We start from the raw sequence: 20,500 nt of genomic DNA on the forward strand, positions 1-20,500 counted from the left end.
ACCGACGAGGGGCACCTGAAGGTCGAGGACAGCCTGTTCCACGAACCGCCGGTGGACATGCCCATGGGCATGCTGCTGGGCAAGACGCCGCGGATGACGCGCGAGGATCGGCGCCTGCCGCCGCCGGAGACGGATTTCGACCCCGAGGCCTGTCCGCTCGCGGAAGCGCTCGAGCGCGTGCTGCGCATGCCTTCGGTCGCGGCCAAGCATTTCCTGATCACCATTGGAGATCGCAGTGTGGGCGGTTTGGTCACGCGGGATCAGATGGTGGGGCCCTGGCAGGTGCCGGTGGCCGATTGCGCGGTGACCCTGACCGATTTCGATGGCTACACTGGCGAGGCGATGGCCATGGGCGAACGCACGCCACTGGCGATCCTGTCGGCCCCGGCCTCCGGGCGCATGGCGATCGGCGAGGTGGTGACCAATTTGGCGGCGGCGGATATCGAGGGCACGCCGGCGATTCGCCTGTCGGCCAACTGGATGGCGGCCGCCGGCGTGCCGGGCGAGGATGCGAACCTGTTCGATACCGTGCGGACGATCGCGGAGGACCTGTGCCCGGCACTGGGGATCTCGATCCCGGTGGGCAAGGACTCGCTGTCGATGCGTACGGTATGGGAGACCGAGCAAGGGCAGGTGCGTCACATGCACGCGCCCGTCTCGCTGATCGTTTCGGGTTTCGCCCCGGTGACGGATACACGCCGGACCCTGACACCCCAGCCGGACCCGGAGGCGGATGACCGGCTGTGGCTGATCGACTTGGGCGAAGGGAGCGCGCGAACCGGCGGATCGGCCCTTGCCCAGGCCTGGGGGCATGTCGGCGACACCCCGCCCGACGTGGTGGATGCCGGCCGCCTGCGAGCCTTTTTCGATGCCATCGCCACGTTGCGCCGCACCGGCCTGCTGTGCGCCTACCACGATCGTTCCGACGGTGGGCTGGTGACCACGCTGCTGGAGATGGCCTTTGCCGGTCGCTGCGGGCTGGACATCGACGTGCCCGGCGGGCACGCCCTCGCGGCGTGGCTGTTCAACGAAGAACTGGGCGCGGTCGTCCAGGTGGCGGCGGGTACCGACTCGGCCCTGCGTGACGCCATGGCGGAAGCCGGGCTGGAGGCGCACCTGCACCCCGTGGCGCGTCTGACGGATGACGAACGCATCGTGATCCGGCAGGAAGGAATCGAGCGGTACGCCTCCACCCGGGCGGACCTGCAGCGAAGCTGGCAGGAGACGTCGGCGCACATGCAGCGCCTGCGTGATGACCCCGAGTGCGCCGACGAAGAACTTGCCCGGGTGGACGCCGATGGGGGGCTGGCACCCCGGGTGACGTTTGACCCAGCCGAGGACGTGGCAGCCCCGATGATCGCGCGTGGTGAACGCCCGCGGCTGGCGATCCTGCGCGAGCAGGGCGTCAACGGGCAGCTGGAGATGGCGGCCGCATTCGAACGCGCGGGATTTACGCCGGTGGACGTACACATGACGGATCTTCTCGACGGGCGCCAGGATCTGGGGTTGATGCAGGGGCTGGCCGTCTGTGGCGGCTTTTCCTATGGCGACGTGCTGGGTGCCGGTGGCGGCTGGGCGCAGACCATCCTGAACCACCCGGACCTGCGCGATGCCTTCCAGGGCTTCTTCGAGCGCGACGAAACCTTCACGCTGGGCGTCTGCAACGGCTGCCAGATGCTGTCGCATCTCGCGCCCCTGATTCCCGGGGCCGACCACTGGCCGCGCTTCATTCGCAACCGCTCCGAGCAGTTCGAGGCGCGCCTGTCGCAAGTTCGCATCGAGCCGGGGCCGGCGGTGCTGCTGGACGGCATGGCGGGCTCCGTGCTGCCGGTGGTGGTCTCGCATGGCGAAGGGCGCACACGCTATGCCGACGGGGCGCCGATCCACGATCAGGCCGCGCTGCGCTACGTCGAGGCCGATGACACCCCGGCCACGCAGTATCCGGCCAACCCGAACGGGTCGGTGGGCGGGGCTACGGGGTTCGCCAGCCAGGACGGACGGGCGCTGATCATGATGCCGCACCCGGAGCGCGTATTCCGCACGCTGCAGCACAGCTGGCATCCGAAGGACTGGGGCGAGGATGGCCCGTGGCTGCGGCTGTTCCGCAACGCGCGGGTGTTCGTGGGCTGAGGTGCAGCGGATCGATGGTCTATAACGAAGGCATTTGCACGGATGACGAGGGAGGCGGGTGCGAACATGGATGAAGCCGGTCAGGACGATTTCCTCGGGGAGGAACTGCGCGTAACGACGGACCTGATGATCGGTCCGTCCAAACGTCCCACCACCGATCCAGTCCTCGCCCAGCGCCTGATCGAAAGCCTTGACCTGTTCGACGATGCGCACCCGCGCGGCTCGATGCCCCACGAGGATGAGGCCGCGCCCGAGGTGCAGCGCCTGGAGCACAAGCTGGATCTGTTGCTGCACCTGGTCGCGGAGTCGCTGCACCCGGAGCGTCCGGACCCGGTGGAGGTAACGATCAGTGGCCACGGGATCGTGCTCCCCGGAGGCACCCTGCCGGAGGATTGCGACCGTGTGGAGGTCTATCTCAGCCGCCTGCTTCCACAGCCCTGTGTGTTCGGTGTCGAGACCCCGACAACCCGTGGAAGCCAGCAAATGACTCGCTGGTCGGGTGTCCAGGGCCCGCTGGGAGAGGCCATCGGCCGCTGGATATTCCGGCTGCATCGCCGCCACATCGCCGAGAAACGCCAGAAAGTTGACGGCAGTCGCAAGTAGACCGGATACTGCGAACTCGATCACATCATCGGATGATGGCAAGCCTTTCCATCCGGGCGCATCAATCGGGAAAAGCCGTATGCAGGATTCGGGCGACAACCAGCAGACGATCCGTATTGTGCTCAGCGGAGAGGCGGGCGCCACGGATGCCACCCAGGCCATTCTTAACTGTCTCGGGTTCCAGGCCGAGACCCACGAGGATCCCAACGATCTGACAGATGGCACGCCGACCGCTGCCGTGTGGCTTTGCGGCCCCGCGGCCGACCTCGAGGCCCGCCTGCAAGAGCGGGGGGGCGATGCCGCCCCGGTCGTGGTTCAGCCCACCGATGGGGGGAAGGTTCATGCCCCCGGCGTGGATTGTGTTGTCGACCATCCGCTGTCGATCGGAGGGGTTTCGCAGGTTCTGCAGTGGTTGCGCTTTGGCCGTGAACCCGGATACGACGCTATGCCCGGGCTGGTGGGGGTACATCCCACGATGCAGGCGGTGAAGCGTCTGGTGGGGCAGGTCGCGCGCACCGAAGCCACGGCGCTGATCCTGGGCGAAACCGGCTCTGGCAAGGAAGTCGTGGCTCGCGCTATCCATAACGCATCGGATCGTGCGGACAAACCATTCGTGGCCGTGAACTGTGGCGCGATCCCGGGCGACCTTCTGGAGAGTGAACTGTTCGGCCACGAGAAGGGGGCCTTTACCGGCGCGTTCACCGCCCGCGCCGGCCGCTTTGAACTGGCCGAGGACGGTACGCTGTTCCTGGACGAGATCGGTGACATGCCGCTGCCGATGCAGGTGAAGCTCCTGCGTGTGCTGCAGGAACGAGTGTTCGAGCGGGTGGGTTCCAACAAGTCAATGCCGGCGCGCGCACGGATCATCGCGGCCACCCACCGAAATCTGGATGATGCGGTGGCGGATGGCAGTTTCCGTCAGGATCTTTTCTTTCGCCTGAGCGTCTTTCCCATCGAATTGCCACCCCTGCGCGAGCGCACCAGTGACCTGCCCCAGTTGATCGTGGCGCTGGAAGAACGGCTGCGGGAACAGGGCATGACGCCGGCGCACCTGACACCGGCGGTCATCGCGCATCTGTCACAGTTGGAGTGGCCGGGCAACATTCGGGAACTGGCGAATCTGCTCGAACAGCTCGCGATCATGTATCCCGACCTCCCGGTCGACCTCGCGCAGCTACCGCCGCGGGTGCGCCCCGACGGGATCGAAGACCTGACCCTGCCGCCCACCGCACCGGGCGCCTCCGATGCGGGCCCCGCGGGCGCCAGCCTGCTGGCTGGAGGCCTCCCGCCGGAAGGCGTGGACCTTCGCAGTTTTCTGAACGACCTCGAGCGCGACATGATCACGCGTGCCCTGGAGGAGACCGGGCACGTCGTCGCGCGCGCCGCTCGGCGTCTGGGCATGCGCCGAACCACCCTGGTCGAGCGGATGCGCAAGTTCGGTCTGGGCAAGGGCTGACGCGATACCGGAAAGGTCCGGCCGATCGCGGGTGCGGGATCCGAGGGGTCGGAATCTCGTCACCCTGAATCATGGAGCGGGCCTCCTTTGCTGCCGAGGGATTGACGGTTCCAGTGCTGCGGCTCTTCAAGTCCCAAACAATCAATAGCCTATCGATCCGGCATGTTTTTTGCTGAATGTCTCCCGAATCTCTGAGGGAAGACGTTCATGTCGCGAGCCACAATCCTGTTGGCGGATGCCGAACCGGCCCTGCGCGAGGCCGTGGTCCGAGTGCTGGCCAAGATTCCGCGGGTGCGATTGCAGACCTGCTCGACCGCGGCCCTGCCGAAGATCCTTGAGGGAACCCGTGCCGCTGCTGTGCTCCTGGGGGATGCCGGGGCCATGACCGCCGGATCCCTGCCGGAGCCGCGCGCGCCGTTCGCCGTCGTCAGTCTGGATGCCAGCCATGAGCACGAACTGGCGGCCATGCGGGCCGGTGTTGATGCACACTTTGCGCTGCCCGAGATGGCGGAACCTCTGGCTCAGTGGCTTCGATCGCTGCTGGTTGCCGAGCGTCAATTCGAGGCCCCCGCGCTGGTGGCCCGGAGTGCCGCGATGCAGGGGATCGACCGGTTTGTCTCGCGCATCGCGCCGAGCAGCGCGACCGTGTTCGTAACCGGAGAGTCGGGAGTGGGCAAGGAAGTCCTTGCCCGGCAGTTGCATGCACGTTCGCCACGCAAGCAGGGCCCGTTTGAGGCGATCAACTGTGCGGCACTTCCCGAGGCGATGCTCGAGGCCGTGCTGTTTGGTCATGCCAAAGGCGCTTTTACCGGTGCCGTGGAGGCACGGCCGGGCAAGTTCCAGCGCGCCCATAAGGGGACCCTGTTGCTGGACGAAGTGACGGAGATTCCCGTGCACCTGCAGGCGAAGCTGCTGCGAGCGCTGCAGGAGCGGGAGGTCGAACCCCTGGGGGGGCGGCAGGTGTTGCGCGTGGACGTGCGGGTGATCGCAACATCCAACCGGGATCTGCGCGCGGCGTTGGCCGAAGGCCAGCTGCGCGAGGACCTCTACTACCGCCTGAACGTGTTCCCCGTCTGCATCCCGCCCCTGCGCGACCGGCCCGAGGACATCGTCCCGCTCGCGCAGGCTCTGCTGCGCCGCTTGAGCGGGGGACGACTGCAGGATCTCGATGCGGGCGCGCAGCGACGCCTGCAGGCGCATGACTGGCCGGGCAACGTGCGCGAGCTTGCCAACGTGATGGAGCGTGCGGTCACGCTCCATGAGGGCGAGTCCCCGCAAGTGACGGCAGAGGGGCTCTGGTTGGATGCCGACATGCTGAGCCCGTGGGTCGGAGCGGACGCGACAGGGACTGAAGCCCGCGCCGCCGGCAAGGACGCTGACGACACCGACGAAAATCCGACACCAATGCTTGAGCAGACCCTTCAGACTCAGGAGGGGCGGGTGATCCTGAATGTGCTGCGCGAGTCGGGGGGGCGCCGCAAGGAGGCGGCGGATCGTCTGGGAATCAGCCCCAGAACATTACGTTACAAGCTTGCACGCCTGCGCGAGCACGGCTTTGCAGTGCCCGCTTCGGGTTGATACACGGCGGTCTGGCATGTGGATTGCTTGACCGTTTCCAGACAGTACAAAGTCGTGTCCGGCCCTTCCTGGTGAACGGCCGGACATGGCAAGAAGCCCGAGGGTAGCGACCATGAGCGAGATGCAGATCCAGAATGTCCTGCAGCAGATGCGGCAGTTGACGCAGACGAACGGGATCGAGGGTGCCAACCCTGCCCAGTCCAATCGCGAGTCGCAGCGAATGGGCGGCGCGGACTTCCAGAACGTGTTAACCGAGTCGCTGCGCGGCGTGAATCAGGTGCAGCAGACGTCTTCCGATCTGCAGACCCGCTTCGAACTGGGGGATGACAGCGTCAGCCTGCCGCAGGTAATGACCGCCATGAGCAAGTCCAGTATCGCCTTCGAGGCGACCAATCAGGTACGCAACCGCTTGCTGTCGGCGTACCAGGAAATCATGCGGATGCAGGTCTGATCGGCCGGACGGGCTGAGGGAGAAAACGGGCGATGGCCGAGAATGCACAATCCCTGCCCGCGGTGGTGACCGGGGGGATCAAGGAGTTCAACGGGATGCCCGCGGGGCGCCAGCTGGCGTTGATCGGGATGCTGGCGGGCGCGATCGTGGTGGTCGTGGCGCTGCTGTACTGGGCCATGCGCCCCACCTACGTGCCGTTGTTTCCAAGCATGGAGGCGGAGGACTCGGCCGAGGTGGTGCAGGTGCTCTCCGAGGCCGGCATCCAGTATCAGGTGGATTCCACCACCGGGCAGGTGAAGGTTCCGCAGGGCGACGTGGCCGATGCGCGGTTGCAGGTGGCAAGCGAGGGCCTGCCACGCTCCGGTGATCTCGGGTTCGAACTGTTGCAGGAAGACACCGGTTTGGGCACCAGTCGCAGGATCGAGGGGGCCCGCCACCATCGCGCGATGGAGGGCGAACTGGGCCGCACGGTTGCCTCGCTGGATGCGGTTGAGCGGGCTCGGGTTCATATCGCGGAGGCGGAGCAGTCGGTATTCGTGCGCGACCGGCAGCCGGCCAGTGCCTCGGTGGTGGTGCACCTGCGAGGGAATCGCTCCCTGAGCGAGTCGCAGGTAGGCGCGATTGTCCACCTGGTGGCGTCCAGTACCTCAGATCTGGACCCCGAACGCGTGACCGTGGTGGATCAGCGCGGGAACCTGCTGACCCAGGATGGGGCCGAGGCGGGCATGGGCGGCAGTGGCGATCGCCTCAGCTTCACCCGGGACGTGGAGAACCGCTACACCGACCGCGTCCGGGACCTGCTGATTCCCATGGTGGGGGATGACAAGGTTCGGGTGCAGGTGAGCGCGGATATCGATTTTTCGCGCACCGAGCGGACCGAGGAGCTGTACGATCCCGAGACAATCGCGCTGCGCTCCGAGCAGACCCAGGAGGACGAACGCACGGGGTCCGAAGGGGGCATGGGCGGCGTTCCCGGGGCACTTACAAACCAGCCGCCCGAAGGTGGGGTAGTGGGCGGCGAGGACGAGGAAGGAGGCGAGGTACAGCCGGCGCCAATCCCGGGCAGCCGCAGCACCAACGTGACCCGCAATTACGAAGTGGATCGCCGGATCAATCACATTCGCGAGATGCCGGGCGACGTGCAGCGGGTATCCACGGCGGTCGTGGTGGACTTCCGACAGGAAGTGAATGATGACGGCGAGACGGTGCAGGTGGCGCGAGACGAGGAAGAACTGGACCGCATCGAGGCACTGGTGCGCGAGGCGGTTGGTTTCAATGCCGAGCGTGGCGATACCATTAACGTGGTGACGGCCCCGTTCGAGGCAACCGAAGAGGAGCTTCCGGCGGAAGAGATCGCCTTCTGGGAACAGCCCTGGTTCCTCGAGGCCCTCAAGATCGGGGCGGCGCTGTTGCTGGCATTGATTATCCTGCTGACGGTGGTGCGACCCGCGATGAAACATCTGATGAAGGCTCCGCCCGCTCCGCAGCGGCGCGAAGACGATCGCGAGGCCCTCACGGACGAGTCCGGTGGTGGTGAGGCCGGCATGCGGCAGAGCGAAGGCTCGGCGGTGGCCGCGCTGACGGGGCCCAAGGGCCCGGATCAGCAGGAGATGGATCTGGAGGCCGTGCGCGAGATGGTCCGCGAGGATCCCAAGCGCGTGGCACAGGTGATGAAGACGTGGTTGGGTGACGATGGCCGCTGACAAGAACTCCAAGCTGGAAGGCGCCGAACGTGCCGCCGTGTTCATGATGAGTCTCGGTGAGGATGCCGCCGCCGAGGTCATGCGTCACATGGGACCCAAGGAGGTGCAGAAGATTGGCACCGCGATGGCCTCCATGGACCGGATTTCGCGCAGCGACGTGAACGCGACGCTGCACGAATTCTCCAGCCATGTGCAGGAACAGACCGCACTGGGCGTGGGTGCCGACGAATACGTGCGCAGCGTCATGGAGAGCGCGCTGGGCGACAAGGCCTCGGGCCTGATTGACCGGATCCTGCTGGGGCGCAATTCCAAAGGGATCGAGGCCCTCAAGTGGCTGGATCCGCGGGCGATCGCCGATATGCTGCGCAACGAGCACCCGCAGATCGTGGCCATCGTCCTGTCGCACCTCGACTCCGACCAGGCCTCCGACACCCTTCAGTACCTGCCCGGGCGGGTTCAGTCCGACATCGTGATGCGCATCGCGACCATGGACGGCGTCCAGCCCCAGGCCCTGCAGGAACTCGACGAGATTCTCGACCGGCAACTCTCCGGCAATGCCGCGAGCAAGACCTCCATGCTGGGGGGTGTCCGTTCCGCGGCCAACATCATGAATTTGATGGAGGGGTCACGGGAAGCGGAGATCATGGAGACGATCAAGGAGTCCGACTCCGACCTGGGCTCACGGATCGAAGAAGAGATGTTTGTCTTCGAGAACCTGGTCGACATCGACGACCGCGGCATTCAGACGCTCATGCGCGAGATCCAGACCGAATCCCTGGTGCTCGCGATGAAGGGCGCGGATGACGATCTGAAGGACAAGATTTTCCGCAACATGTCCAAGCGCGCCGGCGAGATGCTGCGCGAGGACCTCGAGGCCAAGGGCCCGGTGCGCGTCAGCGAGGTCGAGGCCGCACAGAAAGAGATCCTTTCGGTGGCCCGGCGCCTAGCGGAGAACGGCGACATCGTGCTGGGTGGTGGCGGTAGCGAGGCGATGTTGTGACCGAGAGCCCGGCGGCCAGGATGCATGCCGACGCCTCGGCATCGCTGTGGGAGCCGCCGGAGATCGGCGCGGAAGGTGTCCATCCGCCCCGCCGGCTGCCCACCGCCGCCGAGATCGAGGCGATCGAGGAAGAGGCGCGCAAGAACGGCTTCGAGGCCGGCTATGCCGAAGGCCATGAACTGGGCCAGAAGGAGGCGGAGAAGGCCGCCCGCGCGCGCGAGGACAAGAAGCTGCGCGAGACCGTGGCGGCACTGGAGGCCGTTGCCGGTGGGCTGGCCGATCCGCTGGCCGAAGCCGCGGACGCCCTGGAGCCGGAGTTGCTTGCGCTGGTGACCGTGCTGGCGCGGAAGGTCGTGCAGAGCGAACTGGAGTCGCGGCCGGAGCAGATCCGGGCGGTTCTGGAAGGGGCGCTGGCCCAGCTCCCGGGGCGCAACCAGGAAGTCCGCGTGCACGTGAACCCGGAGGACCAGGGACTGGTCGAGACGTACGGTGAACGGGCGGATACACGGATCACATGGGTAGCGGACCCGTCCCTGGCGCGCGGCGGCTGCCGGGTCGAGGCCGGCGCGGCCAGCGTGGACGCAAGCCTGGAGCGGCGGCTGCAACACGCCATCGAGGCGCTCTGGAACGGCGAAGTCCCGATGACGGCGGATGACGTGGCGCCACAGGGCTCGCCGGCAGTCCGCCCGGAGCCGGGCTCGACCGCGGAGGATTCATGAGCACCCCGATCGACGAACTGGGCCGCAAGGGCCGCGAACGCCTGAGCACCGGGCTGCTGGATCGCCTGCAACAGACCCGAGGACGGGTCGAGCGGGTCAACCCGCCGCAGTCGGAGGGGCACCTGTCGCGTCTCACCGGGCTCACGCTGGAGGCCGAGGGGCTGCGCCTGCCGATTGGCGGGCGCGCCCTGATCCATGGCGAGACCGGAGACCCGGTACCGGCCGAAGTGGTCGGCTTCCAGAACGAACGTACCTTCCTGATGCCCGAGGAGCTGGCCACGGGCCTGACGCCCGGGGCGCGCATTGAACCGCTGGATAACCAGCGCCAGATTCCGGTTGGGGAGGGGCTTCTGGGGCGGGTGATCGACGCCAATGGGCAGCCGCTGGACGGGCAGGGCCCGATCCGCACCCATGACTTCGGGCCGTTGGCCGGACGCCCGATCAACCCTTTGCAGCGCGCACCCGTGCGCGAGCCGCTGGATGTCGGGATCCGGGCGATCAATGGCCTGTTGTCGGTGGGGCGCGGCCAGCGTCTCGGTCTATTCGCGGGCTCGGGGGTCGGCAAGAGTGTGCTGCTGGGGATGATGACCCGCAACACCACGGCAGACGTGATCGTGGTGGGGCTGATCGGCGAACGCGGCCGGGAAGTCAACGAATTCATCCACGAGATCCTGGACGAGGAATCGCGCACGCGCACGGTGGTGGTGGCCGTGCCCGCCGACCAGTCGCCGCTGCTGCGCCAGCATGGCGCCTGGGTGGCGACGGCGGTGGCGGAGCATTTCCGTGATCAGGGCCAGCACGTGCTGCTGCTCATGGATTCCCTGACCCGCTTTGCCCAGGGGGCCCGCGAAATCGCGATGGCGATCGGGGAACCCCCGGCCTCCAAGGGCTACGCGGCTTCGGTGTTCGCGCGTCTGCCGCAGCTGGTGGAGCGCGCCGGCAACGGCGACGTCGGGGGCGGTTCCATCACAGCCTTCTATACCGTGCTGGCCGAAGGCGATGATCAGAATGATCCCATCGTGGACGCCGCGCGGGCGATCCTCGATGGCCATGTGGTCCTGTCGCGCGAGGTGGCGGAGACCGGTCGGTATCCGGCCATCGATGTGGGCGCCTCGGTCTCGCGCGTGATGTCCTCGCTGATCTCGCCGGAACACGAACGCGCGGCGCGGCGTTTCCGCGATCTCGCCGCGACCTACATGCGCAATCGCGACCTGATCGCGGTGGGCGCCTATCGCAAGGGCGCCGACCCTCACCTGGATGAGGCGGTGGCGATGCATGAACGCCTCGAGGCCTTCCTGGCACAGGGTCGCGAGGAGGCCATTGGCTTCGAGCGCGCACGCGACGAGCTGCTGGCACTGGTGGGGACGGCGGCATGAATCCGAAACGCCTGGAGCGCCTGTTACGCCTGCGCCGACTCGAGGAGGGCGAGGCGACGCGTCAGCTGGGCGAGCGGTTGCAGCAGCTGGATGCCATCGAGGGTCAACGCGAACGGCTGGAGACGTATCAGCGCGAATACCTGCAGGCGACCCTGCCGGATGATGCGAATGCCCTGAAGTGGCTGGCGGGGATGCGCGACCAGTTGCGTTCCGCGTTGGAGCAGCAGGATCTGCGTATCCAGGCGGCGGAGTCGCAGGTGGAGACCGCACGGCAGGAATGGCTGGAACGCCATCGCAACAGCCTGTCGCTGGAAAAGCTGCTCGAGCGCCGGCGGGCCGAAACGGCGCAGAACGATGCCCGGCGTCAGCAGACCGAGCAGGACATGTGGGCCACAAGACAGGCCCATGCGCGCGAGGTAGAGACGCGTTGGCAGGGTTCTTGAATGGACCGTGATGATCGATTGAGGAAAGGGCGCGGGTATCACCCCGGCATACCGAGGATCCGGACATGATCGCGACACCAAATACCGGCCAGGGCATGCAGCCGCTGCTGCAATTACTGGGCGGCGGCTCGACGCAGGACCTGGATGGCCTGAAGGGCCTCCAAGGCAGTCTCGAGGGCGGCGAGGGTGACGGCTTCCTCGCAGTGCTGGAACCCCAGATGGAGGCCTTGCTGGCCCGTCTGGGAGTGGCCGAAGACGAGTTGGAAGGGCTGGACCTGGAGGCGATGCTTGCGCGGCTGCAGGATCTGCTCGACGGGCAGGGCCTCGCCGCCGCTTCCGAGGGGGATGGCAAGGGGTTGCCGGTTGCCGCGCTGATGGCCGCGGTAACGGAACCCGCAGGCGGGGATTCAGTGCGGGGCGATGGGGGCCTGGGCCGGAGCGTCGGCGAAGGCCGGGGGTCGCCGGTGAAGCCATTGCCCGCCGCGGTCATGCAACTGTTCGTGGAGGCAAGCCAGGCGTCCGGGGCGCGTGACGGGATGGCCGCCCTCAAGCCCGATGTCCTGGGCGGCCAGGGCGGGCTTGCGCGCGACAACGTGCTGGAGATTCTTGCCCAATGGATGACGCAGGGCGGGGAAGAGTCGCGACGCGGGCGCACGGACCCCCTTGCGGGGGTCCTCCCGGTCGCCGGCGGCGGGCAGGTCGACCCCGGGGAGGCCGCCCGCGCCATGCCGCGGCTGGATCTGACCCGGTTGCTGCAACAGCCGAACGGAGGGCGCGAGCTGGCGGACCAGGTCCGGCAGCTGGCCATGGGGCAGGGTGGACGGACCGAACTCAAGTTACACCCGCCACAGCTGGGCAGCCTGGACGTCCGCGTGCAGGTGGATGGCGATCGCACCAGTATTCAGTTCATCAGTACCAACCCAGTGACTCGGGAAGTTCTCGAGGCGGCCATGCCGCGACTGCGTGACAGCCTGGCGGAGAGTGGCCTACAGCTCGACGATGCAACGGTGTCCGACCAGGCGGCGGAGGAACAGCCCGAGCAGGATGCGCGCGGCCAGGATACGGGCGGCGCCGCGCCGGTGGAGGGCGAGACCGCCGAGAACCACGAAGGCGACAATGAGGGCAGTACCCTCTCGATACTGAACCGGCGTCTGGACCTGTTCGCCTGAGTCCGGCGCAGGCCGACAAAAGACCTCTCACGGCCGCCCTTGGCGGCACACCTCCCCTCTGAGCGATTAGCCGCCGACACGCCGCCAAGATCCCGTCTTTCCCCGGGGCGGGGTGGCCGATTCTTGACGTTCTCCGCCGAGGTTCTTCGTGAAGCACGCTCCTGTGCTTCCTGCGGTTTCCGATAAGTATCGGAATGTAAACCGTAATTCGAACTCTGGCATCCGCCTTGCTATTGTCTGGACCGAGAGAAATCCTCGGTTTACCGGACAGCGGGTGCGACATGGCGGAGAAGGAAGTCAATCTTGAGGAAGAAGAAGGTGGTACCCCGAAAAAGGGTGGCAAGGGCAAGCTGATCGTCCTGTCTCTGATCGGGGTTCTGCTGCTGGCCGGCGCTGCCGGCGGCGCCTGGTTCTTCCTGATGGCGGAAGGTGAAGAAACCGAAGAGGTCGAGGCCGGCCCGCCCGAGCGCTTCTACACTAGCCTGGACCCGATGACGGTGAACATCGAGGCCCCGGGGCGCATCCGCTACCTGCGGGTGGAGTTGAGCCTGGTGACCCAGGATCCGGAGGTCGACGAGGCCTTTGAAGAGCACATGCCGGCGATCCGGAACAACATCCTGGGCATTCTGGCGGAACAGCAGTACGAGGATCTCAATACGCGTGAGGGCAAGGAGGCGCTGGCGGACGAGCTGAAGGAGGCGATCCGCGAGATCCTGGGCTCGCGCGATGCGCCGGAGGCGGTCGAAGCCGTGCTGTTCAACGAACTGGTCATGCAGTAGGAGCCCCGTCATGGCACAGACGGATATCCTCAGCCAGGACGAGATCGATGCCCTCCTGCATGGCGTGGACGAGGGCGACGTCGAGACCGAAGACCCTTATCCGAGTGACGGCCAGGCTCGCGAATTCAACTTCGCCACGCAGGACCGGATCGTCCGCGGGCGGATGCCCACGCTGGAGATGATCAACGAGCGCTTCGCGCGACATCTTCGGGTCCGGTTGTTCAACGTGCTGCGCCGCTCCGCCGAGATCTCGGTGGTCGGCACCCGAATCACCAAGTTCTCCGAATACATGCACTCGCTCTTCGTGCCCACCAGCCTGAACCTGGTGCGGGCGCATCCGCTGCATGGGACCGGACTGTTCGTGTTCGATCCCAAGCTGGTGTTCATCCTGGTGGACAACTTCTTCGGCGGCGACGGGCGCTACTACACCCGTATCGAAGGGCGTGACTTTACGCCGATGGAAATGAAGGTGGTCCATGGGGTGCTGGAAGGCGCCTTCGAGGACATGCAGAAGGCCTGGCAGCCGGTGATGGAGCTGCAGTTCGAGTTCCTGAACTCCGAGGTCAACCCGCAGTTCGCGAATATCGTCTCGCCCACCGAGATCGTGGTCATCAGCGAATTCCATATCGAGCTCGACGGGGGCGGCGGAAACCTGCACGTGACGCTGCCGTACTCGATGATCGAGCCGATTCGCGAACAGCTCGATACCGGCATCCAGTCGGACCGGTCCGACGTGGACCAGCGGTGGATGCACGCGTTGGAGGACGAGATCCAGACTGCCGAGGTCGAGATCAGCTCCATCCTCGCAGAGACCGACGTCACCGTCCGCGAGCTGCTGGATATCCAGCCCGGCGACATCATCCCGGTCGAGCTTCCCGAGAAGATCACTCTGCAGGTCGAGGACATCCCGATGTTCCACGGGAAATTCGGCGTATCCAATGGCATGAATGCGATCCAGATTGCGGAACGCATTATCAAACGATAGAGGGCCGCAGCATGGCAGACACCGACGATCCCAAGCAGGACACCCCGACCCCGGACGATGGGGACGTCACCGATAACACGGAGGCGGAGGGGGGTTCGGACGACCAGGCCCTGGCCGACGAATGGGCCGCCGCGCTGGCGGAGCAGAAGGACGAGGACGGCGAAGAGGCCGCCGATCCCGACGCGCTGCTCAACGAGGCACAGGCCGAAGGGGCCGCAGCAGGCGACCAGGAAGCGCCGAAGTCAGAGAACAAGGAACGCAAGCACAAGCCCGATCCGGGCGCAGAGACGCTGCAGCCTGAACAGCTGTCGGACGTGGTGCAGGGCGCCGGCGAGGAGATGAACCTGGAGATGGTGCTGGATGTGCCGGTGACCATCTCCATGGAGATCGGCCGCACTCGCATCCCCATTCGCAACCTGCTGCAGCTGAACCAGGGCTCTGTGGTGGAACTGGACCGCCTCGCGGGCGAGCCCCTGGACGTGCTGGTGAACGGGACCCTGATTGCCCATGGCGAGGTCGTGGTGGTCAACGAGAAGTTCGGCATCCGGCTGACCGATGTGATCAGCCCCAGTGAACGGATCCGCAAGCTCAAGTAACCATGATTCCACGGTATAGACACATATCGGCCCTCTTGCTGACGGCCGTCACGGGCAGCCTCTGGCCCCTCACCGCGCTCGCGGAGGGTGACAACAGCGGCGCGGCGGGGTATCTGGCACAGCTGATCGGCGGCCTGGTTCTGGTGATCGGTGCGATCGTGGTCCTTGGCTGGGTGCTACGCCGGACGCAGGGGGGACTGAACCGCGGCTCGCAGGTGATCGAGATCGTCGCGGCGCGGTCGGTGGGGGCGCGCGAACGCCTGGTACTGGTTCAGGTGGGCGACGAGCAGGTGCTGGTCGGAGTGGCCCCCTCGGGCATGCGAACGCTCCATACCATGCGCGAGCCGGCCACGGCGCCGGCTGGCGAAACCCCGGACTTCTCCAGCGCCCTCAAGCGGGCGGTGACGCGCCGGGGTGTCAGTGGCGAGCGGGGCCAGTCGTGATGTCGGTCCTTCTGCGGATTGCACTGGGGTTGGCCCTTCTGATTCTGCCCGGGCTGGCGGCGGCCCAGGTGGGCCAGGGCATCGAGGCGTTGACGGTGACCGCCGACGGGGACGGGGGCGAGACCTACTCCGTCACGCTGCAGATCATTCTGCTGATGACGGTGCTAACCCTGCTGCCGTCGATCCTGATCATGATGACATCCTTTACCCGGATCATCGTGGTGCTGGCCATCCTGCGTCAGGGCCTGGGCACGACCCAGACCCCCTCCAACCAGATCCTGATCGGCCTGGCCTTCTTCCTGACCCTGTTTGTGATGGCCCCGGTGATCGAGGAGATCCACGACACCGCGTTCGTGCCGTACCTGAACGAGGAAATGGGGACCGAGGAGGTGCTGGAGGCGGGCGTGCAGCCGTTGCGCGAGTTCATGCTGACGCATACCCGCGAGAGTGACATCGCCATGTTCGCCGAAATCAACGGCATTGAAGGCTTCGACGAGGCGGGCGACATCCCGCTGAGCCTGCTGGTCCCGGCGTTCATCACCAGCGAGCTGAAGACGGCATTCCAGATCGGCTTCCTCATCCTGATCCCGTTCCTGATCATCGATCTGGTCGTGGCCTCGGTCCTGATGTCGATGGGGATGGTGATGCTCTCGCCGCTGATTATCTCGCTGCCATTCAAGGTGATGCTGTTCGTCCTGGTGGATGGCTGGGCACTGATGATGAACACCCTGGCCACCAGCTTTTTCGTATAGGAGTCGACAATGACACCCGAACTCGTCGTGGATGTCGGACAGGAAACCCTGATGGTGGTCATCCTGCTGTCCGCGCCGCCACTGTTGACGGCCCTTGCGGTGGGCCTGGCCATCGGGATGCTGCAAGCGGCGACCCAGGTCCAGGAAATGACGCTGTCGTTCATCCCCAAGTTGTTGGCGATGTTCGCGGCCTTGTTGTTCAGTGGTCACTGGATGCTGCAGCTGCTCATCGATTTCACCGAGCGCCTCTACGAGGGCGCACCGGGGATGGTGGGGTAGGCGATGACCCTGGCGGCGGAACAGCTGGTGCTGTGGGTGGGGGCGGTCATGTGGCCGTTCGCGCGGATCGGCGCCATGCTTGTCGCCATGCCCATCTTCGGTGCCGATACGGTGAATGCGCGCGTTCGCATGGGCCTGGCCCTGTTGCTGGCCATCTTCGTCGCGATGCAGGAACCCGTGCTGCCGGATATCGATCCGCTGAGCCTCGAGGGTGTGCTGGTGACTGTGCATCAGATCGCGATCGGCGTGTTCATGGGTTTCATCCTGCAGATGGTCTTTTCCGCCGTGACCCAGGCGGGCGAGGTGATCGCGCTGGGCATGGGCCTTGGCTTCGCCTCGATCGTGGACCCGGCCCAGGGCGTGCAGGTGCCCGTGGTGTCGACCATCTTCGTGATCTTCTCGACGCTGCTGTTCCTGGCGATGAACGGCCACCTCATTGCGCTGGAACTGATGCTGAGCAGCTTCGAGACCATGCCCATCGCGCCGACCGGCCTGAACGCGGAGGCGTTCTACGCGCTGGTGTCGTTTGGTTCGACGATGTTTGTCGGAGCCGTGCTGGTGGCGCTTCCCGCGGTGGCCTCGCTGCTGCTGGTAAACATCTCCATGGGGGTAATCACCCGCGCCTCTCCGCAGCTCAACATCTTCGCGGTGGGGTTCCCGATGATGATCCTGATCGGATTCGTGCTTCTGATGTTCACGATTCCGGTACTCCCGGAACGCTTTGGCGAGCTGATGCACGAGGGCTTCAACCTGATGCAGACCCGGATGGGCTTCTGACATGGCCGAGAACGAAAGCGGACAGGAAAAAACCGAAGAGCCCACTCCGAAACGCCTGCGCGAGGCGAAGGAGAAGGGTCAGGTTCCGCGATCGCGCGAGCTCAGTACTTTTCTGGTCCTGATGGCAGCGGGCACGTTTATGCTGATGTTCGGCCCGAATATGGGGGCGCAACTCGCTGAACAAATGAGCAATCGCCTCGATTTCGAACCGGAACTGGCGTACGACTCGTCGCTCCTTCTGCCGTACCTGGCCCAGGAGCTCTTCCGTACCCTGCGCACCCTGTTTCCTCTGTTCGGGGTGCTTGTTGTAGCGGCGGTGCTGGCGCCGATCGTGATCGGTGGGGCGAACTTTTCCTGGCAGGCGGCGGCCCCGAAGGTCTCCAAGCTGAATCCCGGGAAGGGTCTTAAGCGCATCTTCTCCTGGGAAGGGCTGATGGAGTTCGGCAAGACCTTTGCCAAGTTCGTGCTGATCTCGAGTGTTGCCGTGGTGGTGATGTCGATCTTCTCCGACCGCCTGCTGATGCTCGGCTACGAGCCGGTTCATCAGGGCATCGCCCACACCGCGCAACTGGTGCTGGGTACCTTCATCGCGGTGTCCGCGGCCCTGATCGTGGTCGCGGCCATCGATGCGCCGTTCCAGATGTGGAACCACCAGAAGCAGCTGCGCATGACCCGCCAGGAAGTGAAGGACGAATACAAGGAGACAGACGGCAAGCCCGAAGTGAAGCAGAAGATCCGGCAACTGCAGCAGGAAATGGCGCAGCGGCGAATGATGGAGGAGGTCCCGAAGGCCGACGTGATCATCACCAACCCGACCCACTATGCCGTGGCCGTCGTGTACGAGGCCTCGCGCATGGCGGCGCCCAAGGTGGTGGCCAAGGGTGCCGACGAGGTGGCGGCATCGATCCGCGCGGTGGCGGACGAGCACGCGATTATCCGCGTCGAGGCGCCGCGCGTGGCGCGCGCGATCTATTTCACCACCGACCTCAACCAGGAAATCCCGAACGGCCTGTTCGTCGCCGTGGCGCGCATCCTGGCCTACGTCTACCAGCTCAAGCGTGCGGATGGCGATGCGCAGATGCCGGATGACCTGCCAGTGCCGGAGGATTACCTCGATCCCGACGCGCAGCGCCGCCAGCGGAGGGATCGCTGATGGCCTTCCTCGACCGTATGGGCAATGTGGGCAAGTGGGGGCTGGGTGCGCCCATCCTGCTGATCGCGATGCTCTCGATGATGGTGCTGCCGCTGCCACCGGTGGCACTGGACGTGCTGTTTACCTTCAATATCGCGTTGTCGCTCGTCGTGATCATGGTCGCGGTGTACACCCCACGCCCGCTGGAGTTCGCGGTCTTCCCGACGGTGCTGCTGGTGGCCACCTTGTTGCGCCTGGCCCTTAACATCGCCTCGACCCGCGTGATCCTGCTGGAGGGCCACACCGGGACCGAGGCTGCTGGCAAGGTGATCCAGGCGTTCGGCGACTTTGTGGTAGGTGGCAATTACACCGTCGGCCTGGTGGTGTTCGCCATTCTGATCATCATCAACTTCGTGGTGGTGACCAAGGGCGCGGGGCGTGTGTCCGAGGTCAGCGCACGATTCACCCTGGATTCCATGCCCGGGAAGCAGATGGCGATCGACGCCGACCTGAACGCCGGCATCCTGACTCAGGAAGAGGCGCGCAAGCGGCGCGAGGAGATTGCCAGCGAGGCCGACTTCTACGGATCCATGGACGGGGCCTCGAAGTTCGTACGCGGTGACGCGATCGCCGGGATCCTGATCCTGTTCGTGAACATCATTGGCGGCTTGACCATTGGTGCGGTCCAGCACGGCATGTCCATCGGCGATGCCGCCACCAACTACGTGCTGCTGACGATCGGCGACGGTCTGGTCGCGCAGATCCCGTCGCTGGTGCTGTCCTCGGCCACCGCGATCATCGTGACCCGCGTGACCAGCAGCCAGGACATGGGCCAGCAGGTCTACGGGCAGATGTTCTCCAACCCGCGCGTGCTGTACGTGGCCGGTGGCGTGATCGCAGCGCTGGGGATTGTGCCCGGCATGCCGAACGCCGTATTCCTGGGCCTGGCCGCGCTGATCTTTGGCGGGGCCTATCTGCTCAAACGCCGGGCCCGTGAAGCCGCGGTGGAGGTCGAGCGCATTCCGCAGGAAGACGAGGGCGGGGGGCGCTCGGAGGATCGTGACCTGACCTGGGAAGACGTGCCGCCAGTGGACCTGGTCTCGCTCGAAGTGGGTTATCGCCTGATTCCACTGGTGGACCGCACCCAGGACGGCCAGCTGATGGGCCGGATCAAGGGCGTGCGGCGCAAGCTCTCGCAGGAACTGGGTTTCCTGCTGCAGCCCGTGCACATCCGCGACAATCTCGAACTCAGCCCGAACGCCTATCGCATCAGCCTGCTGGGCGTCACGGTTGCCGAGGCCGAGGTCTTCCCCGATCGGGAGCTCGCGATCAATCCGGGAGAGGTGTTTGGCACCGTGCCGGGTACGCCGACCAAGGACCCGACCTTCAACCTCGATGCCCTGTGGATCGATCCGGGCGACCGCGATCAGGCCCAGGGGGCCGGCTACACGGTGGTCGACTGTTCCACCGTCATCGCGACACACCTGTCGCAGGTGTTCCGCGAGAACGCCCACCGCCTCATCGGGCACGAGGAGGCGCAGCACCTGCTGGATCAGCTGGCGCGCCATTCGCCGAAGCTGGTGGAGAACCTGGTACCGAAGACCCTCTCGCTTTCAATCGTGCTGAAGGTTCTGCAGAACCTGCTGGCCGAACAGGTCTCGATCCGCGACCTGCGCACGATCGCCGAGACGCTGGCAGACGAGGGCGTGAAGAGTCAGGATCCCGGCACTCTCACCGCCGCGGTTCGGGTCGCACTGGCTCGTTCCATCGTCCAGGACCTTGTGGGACCGGATGACGAGCTGCCGCTGATCGCCCTGGACCCCTCGTTGGAACAGCTCTTGCATAAGTCCCTGCAGGGCAGTTCGGGTGGCACGGTTGGGCTGGAACCCGGGCTGGCGGAGCGGCTGCAACGTTCGGTGGCCGATGCGGCCCGCCGCCAGGAAACGGCCGGACAGCCGGCGGTCCTGGTGGTAGCCCCGGAGATCCGTTCCTGGATTGCCGGCTGGCTGCGCGGCGCCGTCCGCAGTCTGACGGTGCTGGCATTCACCGAGATTCCGGACAATCGCCGGATCCGGGTGGTCGCAACCGTCGGGCAGGAAGAATCGCAGAAGCAGTCCGCCTGAACCACA

At 65.8% G+C, this 20,500-nt stretch carries 20 protein-coding genes; all 20 read left to right on the forward strand.

All coding sequences use genetic code 11. The features are described 5' to 3' along the window. The coding region (gene purL / locus ACESLR_RS00495) for a phosphoribosylformylglycinamidine synthase (protein ID WP_373025268.1) at window positions 1-2,130 on the forward strand (2,130 nt) is incomplete at its 5' end. Window positions 2,131-2,196: 66 nt separating this feature from the next. Beyond that, window positions 2,197-2,733 carry a PilZ domain-containing protein gene (locus tag ACESLR_RS00500; protein ID WP_373025269.1) on the forward strand — a complete coding sequence of 179 codons (537 nt, stop codon included), beginning with the start codon at window positions 2,197-2,199 and terminating at the stop codon, window positions 2,731-2,733. 79 nt (window positions 2,734-2,812) lie between these two features. Then, window positions 2,813-4,189 carry a sigma-54 interaction domain-containing protein gene (locus tag ACESLR_RS00505; protein ID WP_373025270.1) on the forward strand — a complete coding sequence of 459 codons (1,377 nt, stop codon included), beginning with the start codon at window positions 2,813-2,815 and terminating at the stop codon, window positions 4,187-4,189. Between the two features lie 207 nt (window positions 4,190-4,396). Further along, window positions 4,397-5,767, forward strand: coding sequence for a sigma-54 interaction domain-containing protein (locus ACESLR_RS00510; RefSeq protein WP_373054203.1), 1,371 nt, complete (start codon window positions 4,397-4,399; stop codon window positions 5,765-5,767). 112 nt (window positions 5,768-5,879) lie between these two features. Continuing rightward, on the forward strand, window positions 5,880-6,218 hold the full coding sequence (fliE, locus tag ACESLR_RS00515) for a flagellar hook-basal body complex protein FliE (protein ID WP_373025272.1): 339 nt from the start codon (window positions 5,880-5,882) through the stop codon (window positions 6,216-6,218). Window positions 6,219-6,250: 32 nt separating this feature from the next. Next, on the forward strand, window positions 6,251-7,921 hold the full coding sequence (gene fliF, locus ACESLR_RS00520; RefSeq protein ID WP_373025273.1) for a flagellar basal-body MS-ring/collar protein FliF: 1,671 nt from the start codon (window positions 6,251-6,253) through the stop codon (window positions 7,919-7,921). Beyond that, window positions 7,911-8,921: a flagellar motor switch protein FliG gene (gene fliG / locus ACESLR_RS00525; protein ID WP_373025274.1), complete on the forward strand. Its 1,011-nt coding sequence runs from the start codon at window positions 7,911-7,913 to the stop codon at window positions 8,919-8,921. Before fliF ends, fliG begins: the two co-directional genes overlap by 11 nt. Continuing rightward, entirely contained in the window at window positions 8,918-9,640 is a 723-nt protein-coding gene (locus ACESLR_RS00530; protein ID WP_373025275.1) for a FliH/SctL family protein, read from the forward strand. Before fliG ends, ACESLR_RS00530 begins: the two co-directional genes overlap by 4 nt. Further along, window positions 9,637-11,016: a flagellar protein export ATPase FliI gene (gene fliI / locus ACESLR_RS00535; protein WP_373025276.1), complete on the forward strand. Its 1,380-nt coding sequence runs from the start codon at window positions 9,637-9,639 to the stop codon at window positions 11,014-11,016. The genes ACESLR_RS00530 and fliI overlap by 4 nt, the downstream gene beginning before the upstream one ends. Continuing rightward, entirely contained in the window at window positions 11,013-11,459 is a 447-nt protein-coding gene (gene fliJ / locus ACESLR_RS00540) for a flagellar export protein FliJ (protein WP_373025277.1), read from the forward strand. The genes fliI and fliJ overlap by 4 nt, the downstream gene beginning before the upstream one ends. Window positions 11,460-11,524: 65 nt before the next feature. Next, window positions 11,525-12,628 (forward strand): flagellar hook-length control protein FliK, encoded by a 1,104-nt coding sequence (locus ACESLR_RS00545; protein ID WP_373025278.1) that lies wholly within the window; start codon window positions 11,525-11,527, stop codon window positions 12,626-12,628. Window positions 12,629-12,909: 281 nt separating this feature from the next. Further along, window positions 12,910-13,407, forward strand: coding sequence for a flagellar basal body-associated protein FliL (fliL, locus tag ACESLR_RS00550; protein ID WP_373025279.1), 498 nt, complete (start codon window positions 12,910-12,912; stop codon window positions 13,405-13,407). A 10-nt stretch (window positions 13,408-13,417) separates the two neighbouring features. Next, window positions 13,418-14,392: a flagellar motor switch protein FliM gene (gene fliM, locus ACESLR_RS00555; protein ID WP_373025280.1), complete on the forward strand. Its 975-nt coding sequence runs from the start codon at window positions 13,418-13,420 to the stop codon at window positions 14,390-14,392. A gap of 11 nt (window positions 14,393-14,403) precedes the next feature. Continuing rightward, a complete protein-coding gene (fliN, locus tag ACESLR_RS00560) occupies window positions 14,404-14,988 on the forward strand; it encodes a flagellar motor switch protein FliN (RefSeq protein WP_373025281.1) in 585 nt (194 codons plus the stop codon). A 2-nt stretch (window positions 14,989-14,990) separates the two neighbouring features. Continuing rightward, the gene (gene fliO, locus ACESLR_RS00565) at window positions 14,991-15,431 is read left to right on the forward strand and encodes a flagellar biosynthetic protein FliO (protein ID WP_373025282.1); all 441 of its coding nucleotides are present in this window, start codon (window positions 14,991-14,993) and stop codon (window positions 15,429-15,431) included. Next, the gene (gene fliP / locus ACESLR_RS00570) at window positions 15,431-16,183 is read left to right on the forward strand and encodes a flagellar type III secretion system pore protein FliP (protein WP_373025283.1); all 753 of its coding nucleotides are present in this window, start codon (window positions 15,431-15,433) and stop codon (window positions 16,181-16,183) included. Before fliO ends, fliP begins: the two co-directional genes overlap by 1 nt. A 9-nt stretch (window positions 16,184-16,192) precedes the next feature. Then, entirely contained in the window at window positions 16,193-16,462 is a 270-nt protein-coding gene (gene fliQ / locus ACESLR_RS00575; RefSeq protein ID WP_373025284.1) for a flagellar biosynthesis protein FliQ, read from the forward strand. Between the two features lie 3 nt (window positions 16,463-16,465). Beyond that, window positions 16,466-17,239 carry a flagellar biosynthetic protein FliR gene (gene fliR / locus ACESLR_RS00580; protein ID WP_373025285.1) on the forward strand — a complete coding sequence of 258 codons (774 nt, stop codon included), beginning with the start codon at window positions 16,466-16,468 and terminating at the stop codon, window positions 17,237-17,239. A gap of 1 nt (window position 17,240) precedes the next feature. Continuing rightward, complete coding sequence (gene flhB / locus ACESLR_RS00585) at window positions 17,241-18,392, forward strand: flagellar biosynthesis protein FlhB (protein ID WP_373025286.1); 1,152 nt, start codon at window positions 17,241-17,243, stop codon at window positions 18,390-18,392. Continuing rightward, window positions 18,392-20,494, forward strand: a complete 2,103-nt coding sequence (gene flhA / locus ACESLR_RS00590) for a flagellar biosynthesis protein FlhA (RefSeq protein WP_373025287.1) — start codon at window positions 18,392-18,394, stop codon at window positions 20,492-20,494. Before flhB ends, flhA begins: the two co-directional genes overlap by 1 nt. Window positions 20,495-20,500 lie beyond the last annotated feature (6 nt).

The organism is Thioalkalivibrio sp. (assembly GCF_041685615.1).
GTDB lineage: Bacteria > Pseudomonadota > Gammaproteobacteria > Ectothiorhodospirales > Ectothiorhodospiraceae > Thioalkalivibrio.